This is a genomic window from Variovorax sp. RKNM96 (genome assembly GCF_017161115.1).
In the GTDB taxonomy this organism is placed as follows: domain Bacteria; phylum Pseudomonadota; class Gammaproteobacteria; order Burkholderiales; family Burkholderiaceae_C; genus Variovorax.
In genome coordinates, this window is record NZ_CP046508.1 from 2,003,223 (window position 1) to 2,023,406 (window position 20,184).

The 20,184-nt window shown below is 65.6% G+C and carries 19 protein-coding genes; 11 read left to right on the forward strand and 8 right to left on the reverse strand.

What is annotated here, in order from left to right; all coding sequences use genetic code 11:
• The first annotated feature begins 46 nt into the window (after window positions 1-46).
• The 11 genes from ggt to ntrC all read left to right on the forward strand — a co-directional run bounded on the left by ggt (window position 47) and on the right by ntrC (window position 12,029).
• Window positions 47-1,783: a gamma-glutamyltransferase gene (ggt, locus tag GNX71_RS09130; RefSeq protein ID WP_206178021.1), complete on the forward strand. Its 1,737-nt coding sequence runs from the start codon at window positions 47-49 to the stop codon at window positions 1,781-1,783.
• 57 nt (window positions 1,784-1,840) lie between these two features.
• Entirely contained in the window at window positions 1,841-2,590 is a 750-nt protein-coding gene (locus tag GNX71_RS09135) for a 16S rRNA pseudouridine(516) synthase (protein ID WP_206178022.1), read from the forward strand.
• A 91-nt stretch (window positions 2,591-2,681) separates the two neighbouring features.
• Complete coding sequence (locus GNX71_RS09140) at window positions 2,682-3,689, forward strand: beta-propeller fold lactonase family protein (RefSeq protein ID WP_206178023.1); 1,008 nt, start codon at window positions 2,682-2,684, stop codon at window positions 3,687-3,689.
• Complete coding sequence (locus tag GNX71_RS09145; RefSeq protein WP_206178024.1) at window positions 3,673-4,479, forward strand: polysaccharide deacetylase family protein; 807 nt, start codon at window positions 3,673-3,675, stop codon at window positions 4,477-4,479. The genes GNX71_RS09140 and GNX71_RS09145 overlap by 17 nt, the downstream gene beginning before the upstream one ends.
• A gap of 10 nt (window positions 4,480-4,489) precedes the next feature.
• Window positions 4,490-5,464, forward strand: coding sequence for a sterol desaturase family protein (locus tag GNX71_RS09150; protein WP_206178025.1), 975 nt, complete (start codon window positions 4,490-4,492; stop codon window positions 5,462-5,464).
• Between the two features lie 40 nt (window positions 5,465-5,504).
• Window positions 5,505-6,392 (forward strand): EI24 domain-containing protein, encoded by an 888-nt coding sequence (locus GNX71_RS09155; protein WP_206178026.1) that lies wholly within the window; start codon window positions 5,505-5,507, stop codon window positions 6,390-6,392.
• The gene (locus GNX71_RS09160) at window positions 6,389-7,189 is read left to right on the forward strand and encodes a molybdopterin-binding protein (protein WP_206178027.1); all 801 of its coding nucleotides are present in this window, start codon (window positions 6,389-6,391) and stop codon (window positions 7,187-7,189) included. Before GNX71_RS09155 ends, GNX71_RS09160 begins: the two co-directional genes overlap by 4 nt.
• 146 nt (window positions 7,190-7,335) lie before the next feature.
• Complete coding sequence (gene glnA / locus GNX71_RS09165) at window positions 7,336-8,751, forward strand: type I glutamate--ammonia ligase (protein WP_206178028.1); 1,416 nt, start codon at window positions 7,336-7,338, stop codon at window positions 8,749-8,751.
• A 133-nt stretch (window positions 8,752-8,884) separates the two neighbouring features.
• Window positions 8,885-9,394: a hypothetical protein gene (locus GNX71_RS09170; protein WP_206178029.1), complete on the forward strand. Its 510-nt coding sequence runs from the start codon at window positions 8,885-8,887 to the stop codon at window positions 9,392-9,394.
• Window positions 9,395-9,398: 4 nt separating this feature from the next.
• Window positions 9,399-10,478, forward strand: coding sequence for a nitrogen regulation protein NR(II) (gene glnL / locus GNX71_RS09175; RefSeq protein ID WP_206178030.1), 1,080 nt, complete (start codon window positions 9,399-9,401; stop codon window positions 10,476-10,478).
• 24 nt (window positions 10,479-10,502) lie between these two features.
• Complete coding sequence (gene ntrC / locus GNX71_RS09180) at window positions 10,503-12,029, forward strand: nitrogen regulation protein NR(I) (protein WP_206178031.1); 1,527 nt, start codon at window positions 10,503-10,505, stop codon at window positions 12,027-12,029.
• A 30-nt stretch (window positions 12,030-12,059) separates the two neighbouring features.
• Here the strand turns inward: ntrC and GNX71_RS09185 are convergent, their stop codons facing one another.
• The 8 genes from GNX71_RS09185 to GNX71_RS09220 all read right to left on the reverse strand — a co-directional run bounded on the left by GNX71_RS09185 (window position 12,060) and on the right by GNX71_RS09220 (window position 20,102).
• Window positions 12,060-12,593 carry a hypothetical protein gene (locus GNX71_RS09185; protein WP_206178032.1) on the reverse strand — a complete coding sequence of 178 codons (534 nt, stop codon included), beginning with the start codon at window positions 12,591-12,593 and terminating at the stop codon, window positions 12,060-12,062.
• An 11-nt stretch (window positions 12,594-12,604) separates the two neighbouring features.
• The gene (xth, locus tag GNX71_RS09190) at window positions 12,605-13,390 is read right to left on the reverse strand and encodes an exodeoxyribonuclease III (RefSeq protein WP_206178033.1); all 786 of its coding nucleotides are present in this window, start codon (window positions 13,388-13,390) and stop codon (window positions 12,605-12,607) included.
• A 223-nt stretch (window positions 13,391-13,613) separates the two neighbouring features.
• Window positions 13,614-13,964 (reverse strand): VOC family protein, encoded by a 351-nt coding sequence (locus GNX71_RS09195; RefSeq protein WP_206178034.1) that lies wholly within the window; start codon window positions 13,962-13,964, stop codon window positions 13,614-13,616.
• A gap of 319 nt (window positions 13,965-14,283) precedes the next feature.
• The gene (locus tag GNX71_RS09200; RefSeq protein ID WP_206178035.1) at window positions 14,284-16,533 is read right to left on the reverse strand and encodes a molybdopterin cofactor-binding domain-containing protein; all 2,250 of its coding nucleotides are present in this window, start codon (window positions 16,531-16,533) and stop codon (window positions 14,284-14,286) included.
• The gene (locus tag GNX71_RS09205) at window positions 16,530-17,036 is read right to left on the reverse strand and encodes a (2Fe-2S)-binding protein (protein ID WP_206178036.1); all 507 of its coding nucleotides are present in this window, start codon (window positions 17,034-17,036) and stop codon (window positions 16,530-16,532) included. The genes GNX71_RS09200 and GNX71_RS09205 overlap by 4 nt, the downstream gene beginning before the upstream one ends.
• A 225-nt stretch (window positions 17,037-17,261) precedes the next feature.
• Window positions 17,262-18,188: a LysR family transcriptional regulator gene (locus tag GNX71_RS09210; protein ID WP_206178037.1), complete on the reverse strand. Its 927-nt coding sequence runs from the start codon at window positions 18,186-18,188 to the stop codon at window positions 17,262-17,264.
• A gap of 55 nt (window positions 18,189-18,243) precedes the next feature.
• The gene (locus GNX71_RS09215; protein WP_206178038.1) at window positions 18,244-18,720 is read right to left on the reverse strand and encodes a flavin reductase family protein; all 477 of its coding nucleotides are present in this window, start codon (window positions 18,718-18,720) and stop codon (window positions 18,244-18,246) included.
• Between the two features lie 2 nt (window positions 18,721-18,722).
• Window positions 18,723-20,102 (reverse strand): LLM class flavin-dependent oxidoreductase, encoded by a 1,380-nt coding sequence (locus GNX71_RS09220; RefSeq protein ID WP_206178039.1) that lies wholly within the window; start codon window positions 20,100-20,102, stop codon window positions 18,723-18,725.
• Window positions 20,103-20,184: the final 82 nt, after the last annotated feature.

Consider the following 20,184-nt stretch of genomic DNA (forward strand, 5'->3'; position numbering starts at 1 on the left):
CATGCCATTCCCTCGTTCTTCATCCAACTCAAAGAGGAGACTTCCCATGCAGCAATTCCACTGGACCCCGACACTGCGCGCCGCCGTTGCGGCCGCGCTCGCGCTGACTGCGGCGGGCGCGTCGCAGGCGGCCTCGCAGGCGCCGGTCGCGGCCGAGCACGGCATGGTCGTGAGCGCGCAGCATCTGGCCAGCAAGGTCGGCGTCGACGTGCTCAAGCGCGGCGGCAATGCGGTCGATGCGGCGGTCGCCGTGGGCTATGCGCTGGCGGTGGTGTACCCGGCGGCGGGCAACCTCGGCGGCGGCGGCTTCATGACCGTGCAGCTGGCCGACGGCCGCAAGACCTTCCTTGACTTCCGCGAGAAGGCGCCGCTGGCCGCCACGGCCAACATGTACCTGGACAAGGACGGCAACGTCATCAAGGGCCTGAGCACCAACGGCCACCTCGCCGTGGGCGTGCCGGGCTCGGTGTCGGGCATGGAATACGCGCGCGAGAAGTACGGCACCATGAAGCGCGCCGACCTCATCGCCCCCTCGATCCAGCTGGCCGACAAAGGCTTTGCGCTGGAGCAGGGCGACATCGACATGCTGTGGACCTCCACCGCCGACTTCCAGAAGGACCCGGTCTCAGGCGCGATCTTCCTGAACAAGGGCCAGCCCTTCCAGGTCGGCCAGAAGCTGGTGCAGAAAGACCTGGCCAAGACGCTGAAGGAAATCAGTTCCAAGGGCACCGACGGCTTCTACAAGGGTTGGGTCGGCAAGGCGATCGTGGCATCGAGCCAGGCCGGCAAGGGCATCATCACGCAGGCCGACCTCGACCAGTACAAGACACGCGAACTCGCGCCGGTCGAGTGCGATTACCGCGGCTACCGCGTGGTGTCGGCGCCGCCCCCGAGCTCGGGCGGCGTGATCATCTGCGAGATGCTCAACATCCTGGAGGGCTACCCGCTCAAGGACCTGGGTTTCCGCTCGGCGCAATCGGTGCACTACCAGATCGAGGCCATGCGCCACGCCTACGTGGACCGCAACAGCTACCTGGGCGACCCCGATTTCGTGAAGAACCCGCTCGACCGCCTGCTCGACAAGGGCTACGCCGAGAAGATCCGCGCCGCCATCGACCCGAAGAAGGCCGGCGTCTCCAAGGACATCAAGCCCGGCGTCGCGCCGCATGAAGGCAGCAACACCACCCACTACTCGATCACTGACCAGTGGGGCAATGCGGTCTCGGTCACCTACACGCTGAACGACTGGTTCGGCGCCAAGGTCACCGCCGACAAGACCGGCGTGCTGCTGAACAACGAGATGGACGACTTCACCTCCAAGATCGGCGTGCCCAACATGTACGGCCTGGTGCAGGGCGAGGCCAACGCCATCGCCCCGGGCAAGCGTCCGCTGAGCTCGATGAGCCCGACCATCGTCTCCAAGGACGGCAAGCCGGTGTTCGTGGTCGGCACGCCCGGCGGCAGCCGCATCATCACGGCGGTGCTGCACACGATCCTGAACGTGGTCGACTACGGCATGAACGTGCAGGAGGCCGTCGATGCACCGCGCTTCCACCAGCAATGGCTGCCTGACGTCACCAACGTCGAGACCTTCGCGATCAGCCCCGACACCCGCAAGATCCTGACCGACATGGGCCACAACCTGGGGGTGCCGCAGCCGGCGAACCACCTCGCCGCGATCATCGTCGGCGCGCCTTCGCTGGGCGGCAAGCCAGTGGGCGCCAACCGCTTCTACGGCGCGAACGACCCCCGCCGCAACACCGGTTTGGCCGCCGGTTACTGATCCTGCAAACTCAGGGGCGGTCGTGCCACGCTGGCGCGGCCGCCTTTTTCATTTCCCATGCACCTGCAAGACATCCTCTACACCCAAGGCTTCGGCACGCGACGCGTGTGCGCGGGGCTGGTCCAGCAAGGCCACGTGATCATCGACGGCCAAGCCGTGACGGACCCCTTCGCCGACCTCGACCCCGAAGGCCTGCGTTACACCGTGCAGGGCACGCCGTGGGCCTACCACGAGAAGGCCTACCTGATGCTGCACAAGCCGGCCGGCACCGAGTGCTCGCAGAAGCCCTCGACCTACCCGAGCATCTACACGCTGCTGCCGTCGCCGCTTCGCCTGCGGCCCAACAAGGGCGCGGTGCAGGGCGTGCAGGCCATCGGCCGGCTCGACCAGGACACCACGGGCCTCTTGCTCATGACCGACGACGGCCAGTTCATCCACAAGATGGGTTCGCCCAAGCACCACGTGCCCAAGGTCTATGAGGTGACGGCCAAGCACCCGGTGGACGAGGTGCAGATCGCCAAGCTGCTGGCCGGCGTGGTGCTCGACGACGACCCGAAGCCGGTGCGCGCGGCCGCCTGCGAATCCGACAGCCCGCTGCACCTGCGGCTCACGCTCACCGAGGGCAAGTACCACCAGGTCAAGCGCATGCTGGCGGCGGTGGGCAACCGGGTCGAGGGGCTGCACCGTTCGCGCATCGGCGACCTGTCGCTGCCCGAGGACCTGGCGCCGGGGCAGTGGCGCTGGCTGACGGCAGAGGAAGTGGCGGCGCTGCGCGCGCCGGCCAAGCCTGCCAAACCATCGAAGTAGAGGCAGGGAGAGCGGAGAAAGCGCGTCGGGCCGGTCAGCCAGCCTTCAGCGCCGGCCGTTAAGATCCTCAGCTCTTTCCCGGAACCTTCCCTTGCGACTTCCTGCCCGCCCGAACGGCCGCGTTGCGGCCTTCCTGTTTTCCTGCTTGACAGCCCTGGTGGCCCATACCGCCACCGCCGCGCCGGCAGAACCTCCTCCCATCTTCGTTCTCAACTCGCTGGACGCCAACGTCAGCGTGATCAACCCGGTCGACTGGACCGAGAAGCTGCGCATTCCCACCGGCAAGGAGCCGCACCACATCTACATGACGCCCGACGAAAAGTCGGTCATCGTGGCCAACTCGGCGGGCGATTCGCTCACTTTCCTCAACCCGAAGACGGCGGAAGTGCAGCGGGTGGTCTACGGCATCATCGATCCGTACCAGCTGCAGTTCTCGCGCGACATGAAGTGGTTCGTCACCGCGGGCAATCGGCTGAACCACGTGGACGTGTACCGCTGGGACGGCAAGGAGCTGAAGCTCGCCAAGCGCATCGCCTCGGGCAAGACGCCCAGCCACATCTGGATCGACAACACCAGCACCATCGCCTACGTGACGATGCAGGACAGCGACGAGATGATCGCCGTCGACCTGCCCACGCAGACCATCCGCTGGCGCGTGGCCACCGGCGCGATGCCCGCCGACATCTACGGCATCCACAACGACAAGACCCTGCTCGTGGGCCTGACCGGCAGCGACGGCGTGCAGGTGTTCGACGTGGCAGGCACCGAGCCCAAGCTGGTCGGCAAGATTCCCACCGGCAAGGGCGCCCACGCTTTCCGCTCGGCAGGCGACGGCAAGAGCGTGTTCGTGAGCAACCGCGTGGCCAACACCATCAGCCGCATCGACATCGCGACGCTGAAGGTCAGCGCGACGTACGCGGTGCCCGGCGGGCCCGACTGCATGGACGTGTCGGCCGACGGCAAGACGCTCTACGTCACCTCGCGCTGGGCCAAGAAGCTCAGTGTGATCGACCTGGCCACGCAGAAGGTGGTGCGGCAAGTCAACGTCGGCCGTTCGCCCCACGGCGTCTGGACCCTCGACCATGCCAAGCGCATCTAGCCGCGCTCGCCGGGCCGTCGCACTGGCGATGGCCGTCGCCGTCGTGCCTGCAGCCTGGGCGCAGGGCGGCACCTGCGAAAAGCCGGTCTACCTGACCTTCGACACCGGTCACATGGGCATCGCCCCGCTGGTGGCCGAGGTGCTCAAGCGCCAGGACGTGCGCGTCACCTTCTTCGCCGCCGCCGAGCGCACCACCACCGACGGCGACAGCCTCGACAACCACTGGGCGCCTTGGTGGAAGGCGAGGGCGGCCGAGGGCAACGAGTTCGCCTCGCACACCTACGACCACACCTACTGGCGCGCCGACCTGAAGGGCACCACACCGACCTTCCGCGTGAAGCCCTCGGCGGGCGCATTCGCCGGCCGCGAGTTCACCTGGACCGCGGCCGAGTACTGCGCCAACATCAGCAAGGCCTCCGATCGCCTGGCAGTCATCACCGGCAAGAAGCCGCTGCCGCTGTACCGCGCGCCAGGCGGCAAGACCTCGCCCAAGCTGCTGGCCGCGGCCAAGGCCTGCGGCTTCGAGCACGTGGGCTGGGCGCCCGCCGGCTTCCTCGGCGACGAGCTGCCGAGCGAGAAGTTCAGCAACGAGAAGCTGCTGACGCAGGCGCTGGACACCATCCGCCCCGGCGACATCCTGCTCGCGCACCTGGGCATCTGGTCGCGCAAGGACCCGTGGGCGCCGGCCAACCTCGAGCCGCTGATCGTCGGCCTGAAGGCCAAGGGCTTCTGCTTCCAGACCCTGCGCCAGCACCCCGACTACCGCGCCTGGATCGCATCCCACCCCTGAGACCTCTGCCGTGATCGACTGGTTGACGGACCTTTTCTCCGCCCTGCAGGGCTGGTTCTTCGAGGCGGCGGTGCAGCCGCTGGTGTACGCCGTCGGCCTGGGCGGCTGGACGGAGGACGCCTTCGACGCGACCGGCTGGCTGCTGGTCGGCTTCATCCAGATCGTCGTGCTGCTCGCGGTGATCGGGCCGCTGCAGCGCTGGCGCTCGGTGGAGCCGGTGGTCGACCGCCACGCAATCCGCATCGACGTGCTCTACACGCTGATCCACCGGCTGGGGCTGTTCCGCCTCGCGCTGTTCTTCACGCTGCAGCCCTTCTTCGACGACGCGCTGGGGAGCCTGCGCACGGCGGGGTGGGGCACCTTTCACCTCGACGAAGTCTGGCCCGGCGTGACCGACGTGCCGGTGGTGGCCTTTGCCATCTATCTCGTGGTGCTCGACTTCGTTGGCTACTGGATCCACCGCGGCCAGCACCAGTTCAACTGGTGGTGGGGCCTGCATTCGCTGCACCACTCGCAGCGCCAGATGACGATGTGGAGCGACGACCGCAACCACCTGCTCGACGACGTGATCCACGACACGCTCATCGTCATCGTGGCGCAGCTGATCGGCGTGGCGCCGGGGCAGTTCATCGCCTTCGTCGCCTTCACGCAGCTGAGCGAGAGCCTGCAGCATGCGAACCTGAAGCTCGGGTTCGGCGCCATCGGCGAGCGGCTGTGGATCAGCCCGCGCTTCCACCGGCTGCACCACAGCATCGGCCTCGGCCACGAGTCGAATGGCAGGAGCACGCTGGGCGGCCACAACTTCGGCGTGCTGCTGCCGTGGTGGGACATGCTGTTCCGCACCGCGAACTTCGAGGACCGCTACGACCCGACCGGCATCCGCGACCAGGTCGAGCCCGACGAGGGCGGCCGCACGCGCGACTACGGCCGAGGCTTCTGGGCACAGCAGTGGCTGGGCCTCAAGCGCATGGTCGGCCGCGGCTGAATCACCGCAGGCCGATCCCAGGCGTTATCCTCGCTGCCTCATGCGCCTGCTCCTCGACTCCTTCTGGCGCGCGGTCGCCTACTGCATGCTGCCGCGCGTGATCGTGCTGTCGCTGCTGCCGCTGGGTGTGATGGTGCTGCTGGGTGCCGGCCTCGGTTATTTCTACTGGGATTCGGCCGTGGCCTGGACGCGCGGCGCGCTCGACGCCTGGCCGCTGCTCTCCAGCTTCTGGGCCTGGATCGGGCGGCTTTTCTCCAGCGACATCACCTCCGTGCTGGCGTCGATGGTGGTGGTGTTCGCCGCCACGCCGCTGATCGTGGTCGTGTCGCTGCTGATCGTGGCGGGCCTGATGTCTCCGGCCCTCACCAAGCTGGTGGGCGAACGCCGCTTTCCCTCGCTGGAGCAGAAAAAGGGCGCCTCCTTCCTCGGCAGCGTGGCCCGCTCGCTCGGCGTGACCCTTCTCGCGCTGCTGGCGCTGGTGGTCTCGATGCCGCTCTGGCTCATTCCGCCGCTGGTGCTGATCCTTCCGCCGCTCATTTGGGGCTGGCTCACCTACCGCGTCATGAGCTTCGATGCGCTGGCCGAGCATGCGAGCCCCGAGGAGCGCGCCACGCTGCTGCGCACACACCGGCTGCCGCTCCTGTGCATCGGCGTGCTCTGCGGCTACCTGGGCGCCGCGCCGAGTATCGTCTGGGCCTCGGGCCTGCTGTTCGCCGCCGCCTTCTTCGTGCTGGTGCCGATCGCCATCTGGATCTACACACTGGTCTTCGCCTTCTCGGCACTCTGGTTCGCGCACTATTGCCTCGATGCCCTGGCCCAGCTGCGCACGCAGCGCGCCGCGGCACTGGCCTCGGCCGAAGGCGGCACGCCCGCCCTCGAGGCGGCCGAAGCCAACCAGGCCGCTCTTTCTCAATGGGGTTCACCATGACACGCGCATTCGGTCTCATCGTCGTCGGCGACGAGATCCTCTCCGGCAAGCGCGCCGACAAGCACATGCCCAAGGTCATCGAGCTGCTCGCCGCGCGCGGCCTGCAGCTGGGCTGGGCGGAATACGTGGGCGACGAGCCGACGCGCATCACCGCCGCGCTGATGCGCGCCTTCGCCTCGGGCGACATCGTGTTCTCGACCGGCGGCATCGGCGCCACGCCCGACGACCACACCCGCCAGTGCGCCGCCAAGGCCCTGCGCGTGCCGCTCGCGCTGCACCCGGAGGCCGAGGTGCTGATCCGCGAGCGCATGCAGGACACGGCCAAGGAGCAGGGCGTGGTCTACGAGCCCGACCGGCCCGACAACATCCACCGCCTGAACATGGGCGTGTTTCCGCAGGGCGCGACGATCATCCGCAACCCGTACAACAAGATTCCGGGCTTCAGCGTCGAGCATGTGCATTTCGTGCCGGGTTTCCCGGTCATGGCCTGGCCGATGATCGAATCGGTGCTCGACAGCCGCTATGCCGACCTTTTCACCCGCAACGCCATCGCCGAGAAGTCCGTGATCGTTTTCGGTGCGATGGAAGCCACCCTCACGCCCCTGATGCAGGCCATCGAGGAGACCCACGCTGGCATCAAGGTGTTCAGCCTGCCCAGCGTCGATCACCCCCAATACGGCCGCCACATCGAGTTGGGCGTCAAAGGAGACCCGGGCCGGCTCGATGCGGCGTATAACCAGCTGATCGAAGGGTTGCACACTTTCGATGCCAAGCTCGGCCCAGAATTGGTGCGTTAAAAGTTGTCGCACCAATTTGGTGATGTCTCGCCCGTATTTAAGCGGTGCATCTGTTCATAAAGCCTCATTCCGTGAGGCGACAATGGCACAGAAACTGCATCCTTCGTTCCCGTATTCCTAACCACCATCCAACTCAGGAGAAACTGATGGCAAAGACCGTCGCCGATGTACTCAAGCTCGTCAAGGAAAACGAGGTCAAGTTCATCGACTTCCGCTTCACCGACACCCGTGGCAAAGAGCAGCACGTCACCGTGCCGGTCTCGGCTTTCGATGAAGACAAATTCACCTCGGGCCATGCGTTCGACGGCTCGTCCATCGCTGGCTGGAAGGGGATCGAAGCTTCGGACATGCAGCTCATGCCCGACCCCAACACCGCCAACATCGACCCCTTCTTCGAAGAAACGACGCTGATCCTGACCTGCGACGTGATCGACCCGGCAGACGGCAAGGCCTACGAGCGCGATCCGCGTTCGCTCGCCAAGCGCGCCGAGGCGTACATGAAGGCTTCGGGCCTGGGCGACACCGCCTTCTTCGGCCCGGAACCCGAATTCTTCGTGTTCGACGGCGTCCGCTGGAAGAACGACATGTCGGGCTGCTTCGTGAAGATCGACTCCGAAGAAGCCTCGTGGAACACCGACAAGGAATACGAGCACGGCAACACCGGCCACCGTCCGGCGGTCAAGGGCGGCTACTTCCCGGTTCCCCCGGTCGACAGCTTCCAGGACATGCGCTCGGAAATGTGCCTGGTGCTCGAAGCCCTGGGCATCCCGGTCGAAGTGCATCACCATGAAGTGGCCAACGCCGGCCAGATGGAACTGGGCACCAAGTTCAGCACGCTGGTCCAGCGCGCCGACTGGGTCCAGCTGCAGAAGTACGTGATCCACAACGTGGCCCACGCCTACGGCAAGACCGCCACCTTCATGCCCAAGCCCATCGTCGGCGACAACGGTTCCGGCATGCACGTGCACCAGTCGGTCTGGAAGGACGGCAAGAACCTGTTCGCCGGCGACGGCTATGCGGGTCTCTCAGACTTCGCGCTGCACTACATCGGCGGCATCATCAAGCACGCCCGTGCCCTGAACGCCATCACGAACCCCGGCACCAACAGCTACAAGCGCCTGGTGCCCGGCTTCGAAGCCCCGGTGAAGCTGGCCTACTCGGCCAAGAACCGCTCGGCCTCGATCCGCATCCCGTTCGTTGCCAACCCCAAGGGCCGCCGCGTCGAAGCGCGCTTCCCCGATCCGCTGATGAACCCGTACCTCGGTTTCGCTGCGCTGCTGATGGCCGGTCTCGACGGCGTGGAAAACAAGATCCACCCGGGCGAAGCCGCCAGCAAGGACCTGTACCACCTGCCGCCGGAAGAAGACGCGCTGATCCCGACCGTGTGCCACAGCCTCGACCAGGCCCTGGAATACCTGGACAAGGATCGTGCGTTCCTGACCAAGGGCGGCGTGTTCACCGATGCGTACATCGACGCGTACATCGAACTGAAGATGCAGGAAGTCACGCGCTTCCGCATGGCGACCCATCCGGTCGAGTTCGACATGTACTACTCGCTGTAAAGCGATCCCCTCACGGGGAAGTAAGACAAAAGGACGGCCTCGGCCGTCCTTTTTCCTTGACGCGGAACATCTTGTCACCGGTGGCGCGGAATTGCATGAAAATGCGCCTTTGTCGCGCCACCCACCGATTCACATGAAGACTGCTTCTCTCATTTTCCTGGCCGGTTCATTGTTGGCCGCCCTGCCGGCGTCCGCGCAGGAGCGCGTGTGGCGCTGCGGCAATGAATACACCAACAACGCCACCATCGCCCAGCAGAAGGGCTGCAAGGTCATGGAGGGCGGCAATGTCACCGTCGTCCAGGGCGGCGGTGGCACGACGAAGTCGTCGGGCGGCTCGTCGGGCGCTTCCGCTGCGCGCGCGCCGGCCGGCAGCCCGCGCGTCGAAGGCGTCGACCAGCGCGCCAGGGATGGCGAAGCCCGCTCGGTGCTCGAGTCCGAGCTCAAGAAGGCCGAGGCCCGCCAGGCCGAGCTGCAGAAGGAATTCAATAACGGCGAGCCCGAAAAGCAGGGCAGCGAAGGCCGCAACTACCAGAAGTACCTCGACCGCGTGGCCGAAATGAAGGCTGAACTCGCGCGCAACGAGAGCGACATCGCAGGCATCCGCCGGGAAATCGGCCGGCTGCCGACCAACAAACCCCAGTAATCGCATGGCATTCGGGAAGAAGGCGGTTGGCGCCAACACGCGCTTTCAGACCTTCGACCTGCTGTCCACGCTGATCGCGGTGGTCAACAGCGACGGCTCCGTGCTGTTCGCCAACGCAGGCCTCGAAGACGCGCTGGGCACCTCGCGGCGCACGCTCGAAGGCTCGCAGTTCGGCGCCTGCTTTCACGAGCCTCAGGTGCTGCGCACCGCCATCGATGGCGCCAGCAGCAACGACTTCGCCACGCTGCGCTACGAAGCGTTCCTGCGCCGCGTCAATCACGAGCTGATGCCGGTGCAGGTCACGCTCGCGCATGGCGACAAGAAGGGCGAGCTCATCATCGAGATGTCGCCGCTCGAACAGCAGGTGCGGCAGGACCGCGAGGAGCGGCTCATCGACCAGGCGCAGGCGAACAAGGAACTCATCCGCAATCTCGCGCACGAGATCAAGAACCCGCTCGGCGGCATTCGCGGCGCGGCGCAGCTGCTGCAGATGGAGGTCGAGTCGCGCGACCTCATCGAATACACGCAGGTCATCATCCACGAGGCCGACCGGCTGCAGACGCTGGTCGACCGCCTCCTGGCACCGCACCGCCGGCCGCACGTGGTGGGCGACGTCAACATCCACGAAGTCTGCGAGCGTGTGCGCTCGGTGATCCTTGCGGAGTTTCCGCGCGACCTGCACATCGAGCGCGATTTCGATGTGTCGATCCCCGAGTTCCGCGGCGATCGCGAGCAGCTCATCCAGGCCACCCTCAACATCGTGCACAACGCCGCGCAGGCCCTCGCGGAGCGCCGCGCGGCGGGCGATGCGCAGATCACTTTCAGGACCCGCATCGCCCGCCAGGTGATATTCAACAAGCAGTGGTATCGATTGGCATTGGAATTGCATGTCATCGACAATGGACCGGGTGTGCCGGACACGATCAAGGACCGCATCTTCTATCCGCTCGTATCGGGCAGGGAAGGCGGAACAGGCCTGGGGCTGACCCTTGCGCAAACTTTTGTGCAACAGCATCACGGCGTGATCGAGTGCGACAGCGTCCCGGGCCGGACCGATTTCAAGATACTGATACCGCTGCCCTAGCGCAGCACGGCAACAAGGAGATGCATGAAGCCGATCTGGATAGTTGATGACGACCAATCGATCCGCTTCGTGCTCGAGAAGGCTCTGCTGCGCGAAGACTTGCCCACGCGCAGTTTCACGAACACGCGCGAGGTGCTCGCGGCCCTGGAGCAAGCCGACGACGACGAGCAGCAGGGCCCTCAGGTCCTGGTGAGCGACATCCGCATGCCCGGCGGCTCCGGGCTCGACCTGCTCGACAAGATCAAGGCCAAGCACCCCGGCCTGCCCGTCATCATCATGACGGCGTTCTCCGACCTCGACAGCGCCGTCTCGGCCTTCCAGGGCGGTGCCTTCGAATACCTGCCCAAGCCCTTCGACTTGCCGCGCGCGGTCGAACTCATCCGCCGCGCAGTCGACGAAAGCCAGCGCGAGGAAGTCTCCGAAGAGCGCATGGTCGCCGCGCCCGAAATGCTCGGCCAGGCGCCCGCGATGCAGGACGTGTTCCGCGCCATCGGCCGGCTCTCGCAGAGCAACGTCACGGTGCTGATCACCGGCGAATCGGGTTCGGGCAAGGAGCTGGTGGCGCGTGCGCTGCACAAGCACTCGCCGCGCGCCAACGGTCCCTTCGTGGCCATCAACACCGCGGCGATCCCGAAGGACCTGCTGGAGAGCGAACTCTTCGGCCACGAGCGCGGCGCCTTCACCGGCGCGCAGACCATGCGGCGTGGCCGCTTCGAGCAGGCCGAGGGCGGCACGCTCTTTCTCGACGAAATCGGCGACATGCCGTTCGACCTGCAGACGCGTCTCCTGCGCGTGCTGAGCGACGGCCATTTCTACCGCGTGGGCGGCCACAACTCGGTCAAGGCCAACGTGCGCGTGATCGCGGCGACCCACCAGGATCTGGAGCAGCGCGTCAAGCTCGGCGGCTTCCGCGAAGACCTGTTCCACCGCCTCAATGTGATCCGCCTGCGCCTGCCGGCACTGCGCGAACGTGGCGAGGACGTGCCCGCGCTGACACGCCACTTCCTGCAGGTGAGCGCGCGGCAGCTCGGCGTGGAGCCCAAGCGAATTTCCGACGCTGCGCTGACGAAGCTCGCGGCCTTCGGCTTTCCGGGCAACGTGCGCCAGCTCGAGAACATCTGCCACTGGCTGACCGTGATGGCGCCCGCGCAACTGATCGAAGCCAAGGACCTCCCGCCCGAAGTGATGGCGGTGGCTACCGAAGGGCATGTGGCCGAGGCGGTGGCGCCAGCGGCGACTGTGCATGCGCAGGTTGCGCCGTCATCGGTGAATGTCGAACGCGAATCCGCATCGACGACTGCTGCTGCACCCGAAGCGGCGGAAACCCCTGCCGGCGTGAGCAGTTGGGAAAGCGGCCTGGAGCTCGAAGCCCAGGCCCTGCTGGCCGCCGGCCGCACCGACGTCTGGGATGCGCTCTCGCGCCGCTTCGAATCCCGCCTGATCCTCACCGCGCTCGCCAACACCCGTGGCCGCCGCATCGAAGCCGCTCAGAAGCTGGGCATCGGGCGCAACACCATCACCCGGAAGATTCAGGAACTCGGTATCGAGTGAAAGCGGACCCGAGGCATTGCGCCTCGGGGGTTATCTGCTTCGTTGACCGAGCGTCAGCGAATCGAGCTGGAACTTCCCGCTCTTGTCCCAGAGCCAGGTATCGACATATGTGTGGCCGCCCAGCTTGCCCGGCGAGGGCAGCGGCGACGCCGCCTTGATGAGCTCGGCAATCATCGGCGGCACTTCCGGCGCATGGCTCGGCACGCGACTGAAGGTCACGTTGACGACCTTGCCATCCGCATCGATGTCCGTCTCGACCACCACCACGGCGTAGACCAGCGGCGGAATCTTTCCCTTGTAGATCCGGTTCGCATACGCCTTGTAGATCTGGCGCGCGCCGGTCTTGCGGTAGGCGCGCACGGCGGGCGTCTGCGCGGTGATCAGGCGCACCGTCGGCACGTCGCTCTTGCTCGGCGGCGTCGCTTCGTCCGCGGGCGACGTGGCGCTCTTGCCATCTTCTTTCTTCTCGTCGGCGGGCTTGAGGATCGAGCAGGCGCCCAGCGTCAGCGCGATGGCGAAGATCCCAAGGGTGCGGCCGGTCCGCGAAAGCAGGTGCCTGGTCATCGCGCTGGCGCTCAAGCGCTCGGGTCCAGATCGAGCACCACGGGGGCGTGGTCGCTCGGCTTCTCCCACTTGCGCGGCACGCGATCGATGACGCAGCCCTTCACGCGCGACACCAGCGGCTCGCTCACCAGGATGTGGTCGATGCGCAGGCCCCGGTTCTTCTGGTAGCCGAGCATGCGGTAGTCCCACCACGAATAGCTCTTCTCGGGCTGCTCGAACAGGCGGAAGCTGTCGGTCAGGCCCAGGCCGAGCAGCGCCTTGAAATGGTTGCGCTCCTCGGTCGTGTGATGGATCGTTTCCTTCAGGCCCACCGGGTCGAAGCTGTCGCGGTCCTCGAGCACGATGTTGAAGTCGCCCAGCAGCACCAGGTTCGGATGCGCCACGAGTTCCTGGCGCAGCCATTCGCGCAGGGCGTCCAGCCACTTCATCTTGTATTCGAACTTGTCGGAGCCCGGCGCCTGGCCGTTCACGAAGTAGCAGTTGACCACGCGCAGCGGGCCCGACGGCGTGTCGACGGTGGCGGCGATCACGCGCGACTGGTCGTCGGTGAAGCCGCCGATGTTCTTCACCACGTCGCGCACCGGCGCGAGGCTCAGGATGGCGACGCCGTTGTAGGTCTTCTGCCCGAACACGGCCGCTTCGTAGCCGGCCGACTTGAGCACCTCGAGCGGGAACTTGTCGTCGGTCATCTTGAGCTCCTGCAGGCAGAGCACGTCGACCGGGTTGGCGATCAGCCAGTCGAGCACATGCTGCAGGCGGGCCGTGAGGGAGTTGACGTTCCAGGTCGCAATTTTCATGAAATTTGCTAAGTTGTTGTATTCAAACGGTTTTTGACTTTTTAGGGCGAATTTTTTGGCGCGTACCCGCTGGCGTCCCCGTTTGATGAATCGCTGTGCTTCGGCTCCTTGGGCACCGATGGGCCAGCTTATCAAGCTCTCGCGCTTCTCGGTGTGGGATTCCGCCGATCTCTGACCCCGGGGGGGCGATTGCTTGTTCTGAGCATGGAGCCCCGATCGGCGCTCATACGTGCGCAAGGATGTTGACCAGTTTCCCGAATGGGTCACGAACGAAGAAACGACGGACGCCCCAAGGTTCGTCGACTGGCCCGTATTCGATGGAGAAGCCGGCAGCCCGCATGCCTTCGAGCGCTGCGTCCACGTCATCCACCTCGATCGACAGGTCTGGCACGGGCGTCCCGGAGCCACCCTCGACGGCGAAACTCACCTGGACAGTCATCTCGGCTTGGGAGCCATAGGTCTGAATCCAGCCATGGTCCATTAAAAGCTCGAGACCAAGAACGTCTTGATAGAACGCTCGCGCCCGGCTGATGTCGACGGCCTCGAAATTGGCAACGATCCTTTTGACTTGCAAATCTGGCTCCTTCGCGTTTGCGCTCGATGCTGCCGGACAAGGTCTCCGAGAATCGGCAACTGGCCAATTGTGCGGCGTACACATCCATCGAGGGGCCGTCTTCGAGGGCGGAGACGGACACCTGACTCTCTCCCGGCAAACCGGTGGTCGCCGCTTGCAACGCGCGGCAGCATTTCCAGAATGAAGAAAGTCAGCGCGGCCACTTTGAGTCGCTTGGAGCGCTCACGCGCCAAGGTCTTTGCGACCTCTTCCGCTGCCAGGCATTGGCGAGGATTCGCCGCAGCCGCAACTCTGCGCCCTGAGTCTCCATTTCGGGGAGTCACGCTGCCAGGGCGACCTTTACCCGTTCCGGAATCATCGGAAGGTCGCGAATGCGCCGTCCCGTGGCGTTGGCGAAGGCGTTCCCCACCGCGGCGGCCGCCGGCCCGAGCGCGCCTTCGCCGGCGCCTAGCGAGGGCTCGTGCGGACGGTCGACCATCGTCAGTTCGACCTCGGGCACCTCGCTGAAGCCCATGACCGGGTAGTCCGACCAGGCCCGCGTCAACACGTGTTCGCGGTCGAAGCGAACCTGCTCCTTCACCGTCCAGCTGATGCTTTGCAGGATGCCGCCCTCGATCTGGTTCGCCACGCCGTCCGGGTTCACGATGCGTCCGGTGTCGATGACGACCACCACGCGCGGGACTCGGACGGCGCCTGAGGCCCGGTCGACCTCGATGTCCGCCACCACAGCCGCGTAGGTCTGCATGTTCTTGTACCGCGAGTAGGCAAAGCCGCGTCCGTGCAGCACGCCCTTTCCGTCGTCGCCGCGCCGGCTCCCCGCAACCGACCACGCGGACCGCCTGATCACTTCTTCAACGACGTGCCGCGCGCGCGGGTCGGCCAAGTGATCGAGGCGGAACTGCGCCGGGTCGGCGCCCGCAAGCAGGGCCAGCTCGTCCATGAACGACTCGATGGCGAACACATTGCCGTGTGCGCCCAGCGTGCGCACCGAGCTGTTGCGCAAGGGGGCGTCCAGCAGCAGGTGATTGACGATCTTGCGGCGGGGCAAGGTGTATTCGGGCAACGCGTTGCGGTCGCCGTCGCCGAAGGGTTGCGGAATGCGCAGCGGCTCCGACGGGGCATAGGGCTTGGGCAGGTGCCAGGCCGACAGCAGGTTCACGCCGCCAGGCTGCCCCGGGCGCATCGCGTGCGAGTTGCTCCAGACCTCGTAGTTCCAGTCGGCGATCCGGTTGTCGGGGCCGAGCGCCGCGCTGACAGTGATCGCCATGGCAGGGCCGAATGGCGCCGACGCGAACTCGTCGTCCCGCATCCATTGCAGCTTGACCGGCCGTCCCGCGACCGCGCGGGCGAGCAATGCCGCATCGAGCGCCACGTCGTCGGCACCGTTGTGGCCGTAGCATCCGGCGCCCGGCATGTGGACCACGTCGACCTTCGCTTCGGGCATCTGCAGGACGGTCGCGAGATCGCCGCGCAGCGGGTAGGCGCCCTGCGTGTGCGACCACACCTGCATGTGGTCGCCGTGCAGCACCGCCACCGCGCAGGAAGGGCCGACGCTGCCGTGCGAGATGTAGGGCCGGCTGTACGACGCGGTGATGCGCCGGCCTTCCGGGGCCGGACGGTCCTGCCCCGCGTTGGCGATGACGCTGTCCTCGCGCCGCAGCTGGCGCAGCGCTTCGGGCAACGCCTGAGGGTCGGGCAACGCGGGCAGCTGACCGCCCCAGCGGGCCGATGCATGCAGCGCGGCGCTTGCACGCACGGCCTGCTCCTCGCGCTCGGCCACCACACCGAGAAAGCTACCCTCGCGCACCACGGCGATCACGCCCGGCAGGCGGCGCACGGCCGCTTCGTCGAATGCCTCGAGCGTGAGGCCCGAGCGCGGCGGCAGGACCACGCGGCCGAACACCATGCCGGGCAGGCGCAGGTCCTGCACGAAGGCCGGCGCACCCGACAGCTTGCCGGGCAGGTCGATGCGTGCGAACGGCTTGCCCACGACGGTGTAGGCGCCCGGGTCCTTGGGTTTGCCTGTCCCGGTCAGCGTCTGCTTGAGCGCGTCGGGGCCTCGCTGCGCGATCTGCCAGTAGGTGATGCGTTGGCCGGCCGGTCCTTCGACGGTTCCGTCGCGCACGGTGAGCAGGTCCGGCTGCACGCCGAGCGATTGCGCCGCCGCGCCGAGCAGCAGGCTGCGCGCCTGCACGCTCGCGCGGCGCAACGCATCGCCGCTGAGTTCGACCGACTGGCTGCCATAGGTGTAGCGCTCGTCCGGGCCGGTCAGGGTGCTCGCGCCGCTGATGCGGATGCGGCTGACCGCTACGTCCAGTTCTTCCGCGACGATCTGGCTCAGCGCGGTGAAGATGCCCTGGCCCAGTTCGGCCTTGCCGCTGAAGACGGCCACGGTGCCGTCCGGCTGGATGCGAATCCACGATTCCAGCCGCGGGTTGGCCTTCAGGCTTCCCGGCAATGCGGTCGCGATCTGGGCGAGGGCAAAGCGGTCCGCCATCGAGAACGCGATGAGGATGCCGCCCATCAGCTTGCCGGCGGCGCGGCGCGTCAGCAGGGTGTCGGCGGTCATTGCACTTGTCCTTGCGGGGCGGTGCCTGCCGCGCGCAGCACGGCCTTGACGATCCGGTTCTGCGTGCCGCATCGGCAGATGTGGCCGTCGAGCGCGGTGCGGATGGCGGACTCGTCGGGCTTCGGCGTGCGGTCCAGCAGCGCCTTGGCGGCGATGATCATGCCGCTGGTGCAGTAGCCGCACTGCGCCGCCTGCTCGTCGAGAAAGGCCTGCTGCAGCGGATGCAGCTTCGGCGGCTTCGCGCTGCCTTTGACGGCCGGCACCGAGAGCCCTTCCAGCGTCGTGAGCTTGCCCTTGCCGACGGCGGAGACCGGCATCACGCACGAGCGCAACTCCTGCCCGTCGAGCAGCACCGCGCAGCTGCCGCACTGTGCAGCACCGCAGCCGAACTTGGGGCTGTTGAGCCCGAGGTCGTTGCGCAGGATGTAGAGCAGCGGAGCGTCGGGTTCGCAACGCACGCTGTGCGTGGCGCCGTTGACGTCGAGGTGAAAAGCTTGCGGCATGACGGTCTCGCGGAGGTTATTTGATTGAAAAATCAAGCATATTGTGAACTATACGTTTGATTATTCAAGTAGTTCTGAGTGAAAACCCGGGAGGCCGCTTGGTCGTGCACCAGGTCTCGCTGAAATCGCGTCCTTCCTTGGCGCTCATAAGTTCATGTGAGTTGGCCTGCCGAGAGACCGGCGAGACCGAGGCTCCGCAAGGTCGCCTCAAGCGACCTTCGCGGCTCAGGAGGCCAGCCGGGGCGGGGCCAGGTAGCTGTCGAGCGCAAGAAGGATCGAGTCGCACACCATCCGCGCAGCTGCGGGCAACGACGCTGTCTGACGATGAAAAATCGCCAGCCGCAGGTGCTGGCTGCCCACGTCGCGCAGATTCTTGAAGGCCAGTTGTCCGCTCGCGACTTCGTTTGCCACAGAGAGGAGCGTCGTCACGGAAAGTCCCGTGCCTGACAGCGCAAGCGACCGGATCAGCGACATGGCGTTGGTCGTGATGGCTGGCGAAATGCTCGTTTTTCGACCGACGTTGATCCGGTCCAGGAGCTTCCTGATCTCCATTCCATCCGCGGGGAAGATGATCGGGAAGTCGCGGCACTGCTGCAGGGACAGGTCCGGTTCCTGTGCGAGCGGATGCGACGGATGCATCGCGACGCCGATATCCATCGAATGGATCTTCAGTTTCTCGATGGGGACTTGCTCGGGAGGCTCCCAACAGATCCCGATGTCCAGCTCGTTGCCCACGACCTTGCGCACGATCTCTTCGGTGTTGCCGCTGAAGATCGAGAAGGAGATGTCGGGGTTGTCCTGGCGAGAGCGCGCCAGAAAGCCGGGGAAGAAATCGCCAGCCAGCGTCTGGATGGTGCCGATCGCAACATGGCCTCTCTGCTTGCCCTTGATGGCGCTCACTTCCGATACCGCGGCAGCGGAGACCTTCTCGAAGTCCTTGATGATGTCGTAGATCACGCGGCCGGCGTCCGTCAGCTTCATCCCTCGAGGCAGGCGTTCGAAGATCGGTGCGCCGATGAGTTCTTCGAAGTTGATGATCTGGCGGTTGATGGCCGATGGCGAAATGTGAAGATACTCGGACGCCTTGCGGATCGACCCGTCTTCTGCGACCTGGCAGATGTACCGCATCAAGGGAGACAAGAGCATCTTCATGGAGGACTCGCGTCGTGGTGATGGATGCTATGGCTGCGCACTTGCCGGCGTCAATCTATGCCAATGCGCGGCACTGGCCGTTCAGATAGACGAGCGGATCGACCTGCTCGACGAAGCGGCTTTCGAAGACTTCGGCGATGAAAACGGTGTGCGTTGCAAACGAACTGGAGGTCGCAATCTTGCAGAAGAAGGTGGCTTGCGCGCCGGGTGAGTGGGGCAGCTGAAAGGGGCCCGAAAGCCATCGACTGCGGTTGAACCGCTCCTCCTGGTCGTACTTGCCGCCGAAGTCCGCGCAGAGGTCCTGCTGCGCTCGCGACAGGACGCTCACGGAGAACATGCCGCAGGCGTGGAGCAGGGGATGCACGGACGCCGATCTGTTGACGCAGACCAGGAGCGACGGCGGATCGGCCGAGAGGGAAACGACCGAGGTGGCCGCCATGCCCGCTCGCTTGCCATCGACTTCCGTGGCCACGATGCATACCGCGCCGGCCATTCGACGCATCGCAATCTTGAATGTTTCAGTGTCGGTCATGATCACCCTCGCTGGCCGGCGCTCGCAGGCGCAGTGGAAGCGAACCGATTGGCAGGCCTTGGCAGGTCGAGATGTTCCCGCAGGGTCGAACCTTCATACTCGGTTCGGAAAACGCCCATGTGCTGAAGGAGCGGCACAACGTCGTAAACAAAGTCCTTCAGGCCGTTCGGCAACTCGGCGGGCTGAATGAGGAAACCATCGACGGCGCCGGCCTCGAACCACTGGGTCATGTCGCGGGCGATCTGCTCGGGCGTTCCAACCAGGGTGCGTTGGCCTCGCGCACCCGCGAAGCGCTCGTAGAGCTGGCGCACGGTCAGGTTCTCGCGCTGCGCCATCTTCATCACGCCTTCGAGCGTGCTCTTGCTGGTGTTGGTATCGCGCTCCAGAAGATCGAGGGGCAGCGGTTGGTCGATGTCGATGCCTTTCAGGTCGACGCCTCCGATGGCATTCGACAGCAGTTCAAGGCCAACCGACGGGTGGATCAGCGACTGCAGGTAGGCATGCTTTTCCCTGGCCTCGGCCTCCGTATCTCCGACGATCGGGTTCAAGCCCGGCATGATCTTCAAGGACTGTGGTTCGCGGCCGTACCTGGCCATGCGGCCCTTGAGGTCGTTGTAGAACTTCTTTGCCCCGTCCAGGTCGCCTTGGGCTGTGAACACGATGTCTGCAGTTTCCGCCGCCAGCTCCTTTCCCGGCTCTGATGAGCCCGCCTGCGCGATGACCGGATGGCCCTGAGGAGGACGCGAAATGTTCAGCGGGCCTTTGACCGAGAAATTTTCACCCTTGTGGTTCAGTACATGCAGCTTCGCTGGATCGAAGTAGCGCTGCTGCTCCCGATCCCGCATGAAGGCGTCGTCTTCCCAACTGTCCCAAAGGCCACGAACTACAGCGGCGAACTCCTTTGCACGCGCATAGCGGTCGCCATGTTCCAGGTGCTCATCGCGCCCGAAGTTCTTGCTCTCATCGAGGTTCGACGAGGTCACAACGTTCCAACCCGCGCGGCCCGCGCTGATGTGGTCGAGCGATGCGAACCGCCTGGCGATGTTGTACGGCTCGTTGTAGGTCGTGGTGGCCGTCGCTACGAGTCCGATTCGGCTCGTCACCGCAGCCAGCGCCGACAAGAGAGTGGTCGGCTCGAAGTAGGCCATGTACTGAGGCCAACGACTGAGCGCCTCGAGATCGCCGCCGCGCACTGCGGCGGCGTCGGCCAGAAACATCAGATCGAACTTGCCTTGCTCGGCAAGTTGGGCGAGCTCGACGTAGTGTTGGAAGTTCGACCCCGCGTCCAGTTGGGAATGCGGATGCAGCCATGACGCGACGTGGTTGCCTGTCGGATGGAACAAACCGCCGAGCTTGAGTTTTTCAGCTTTGAAGTTGCGCATTGAGATCATTCCTTTACCCGCCCGGTTGGCGGCGGACTCGATGTCCGTCTTGCAGGAGAGCAGGTGCGATCAGTATGCGATT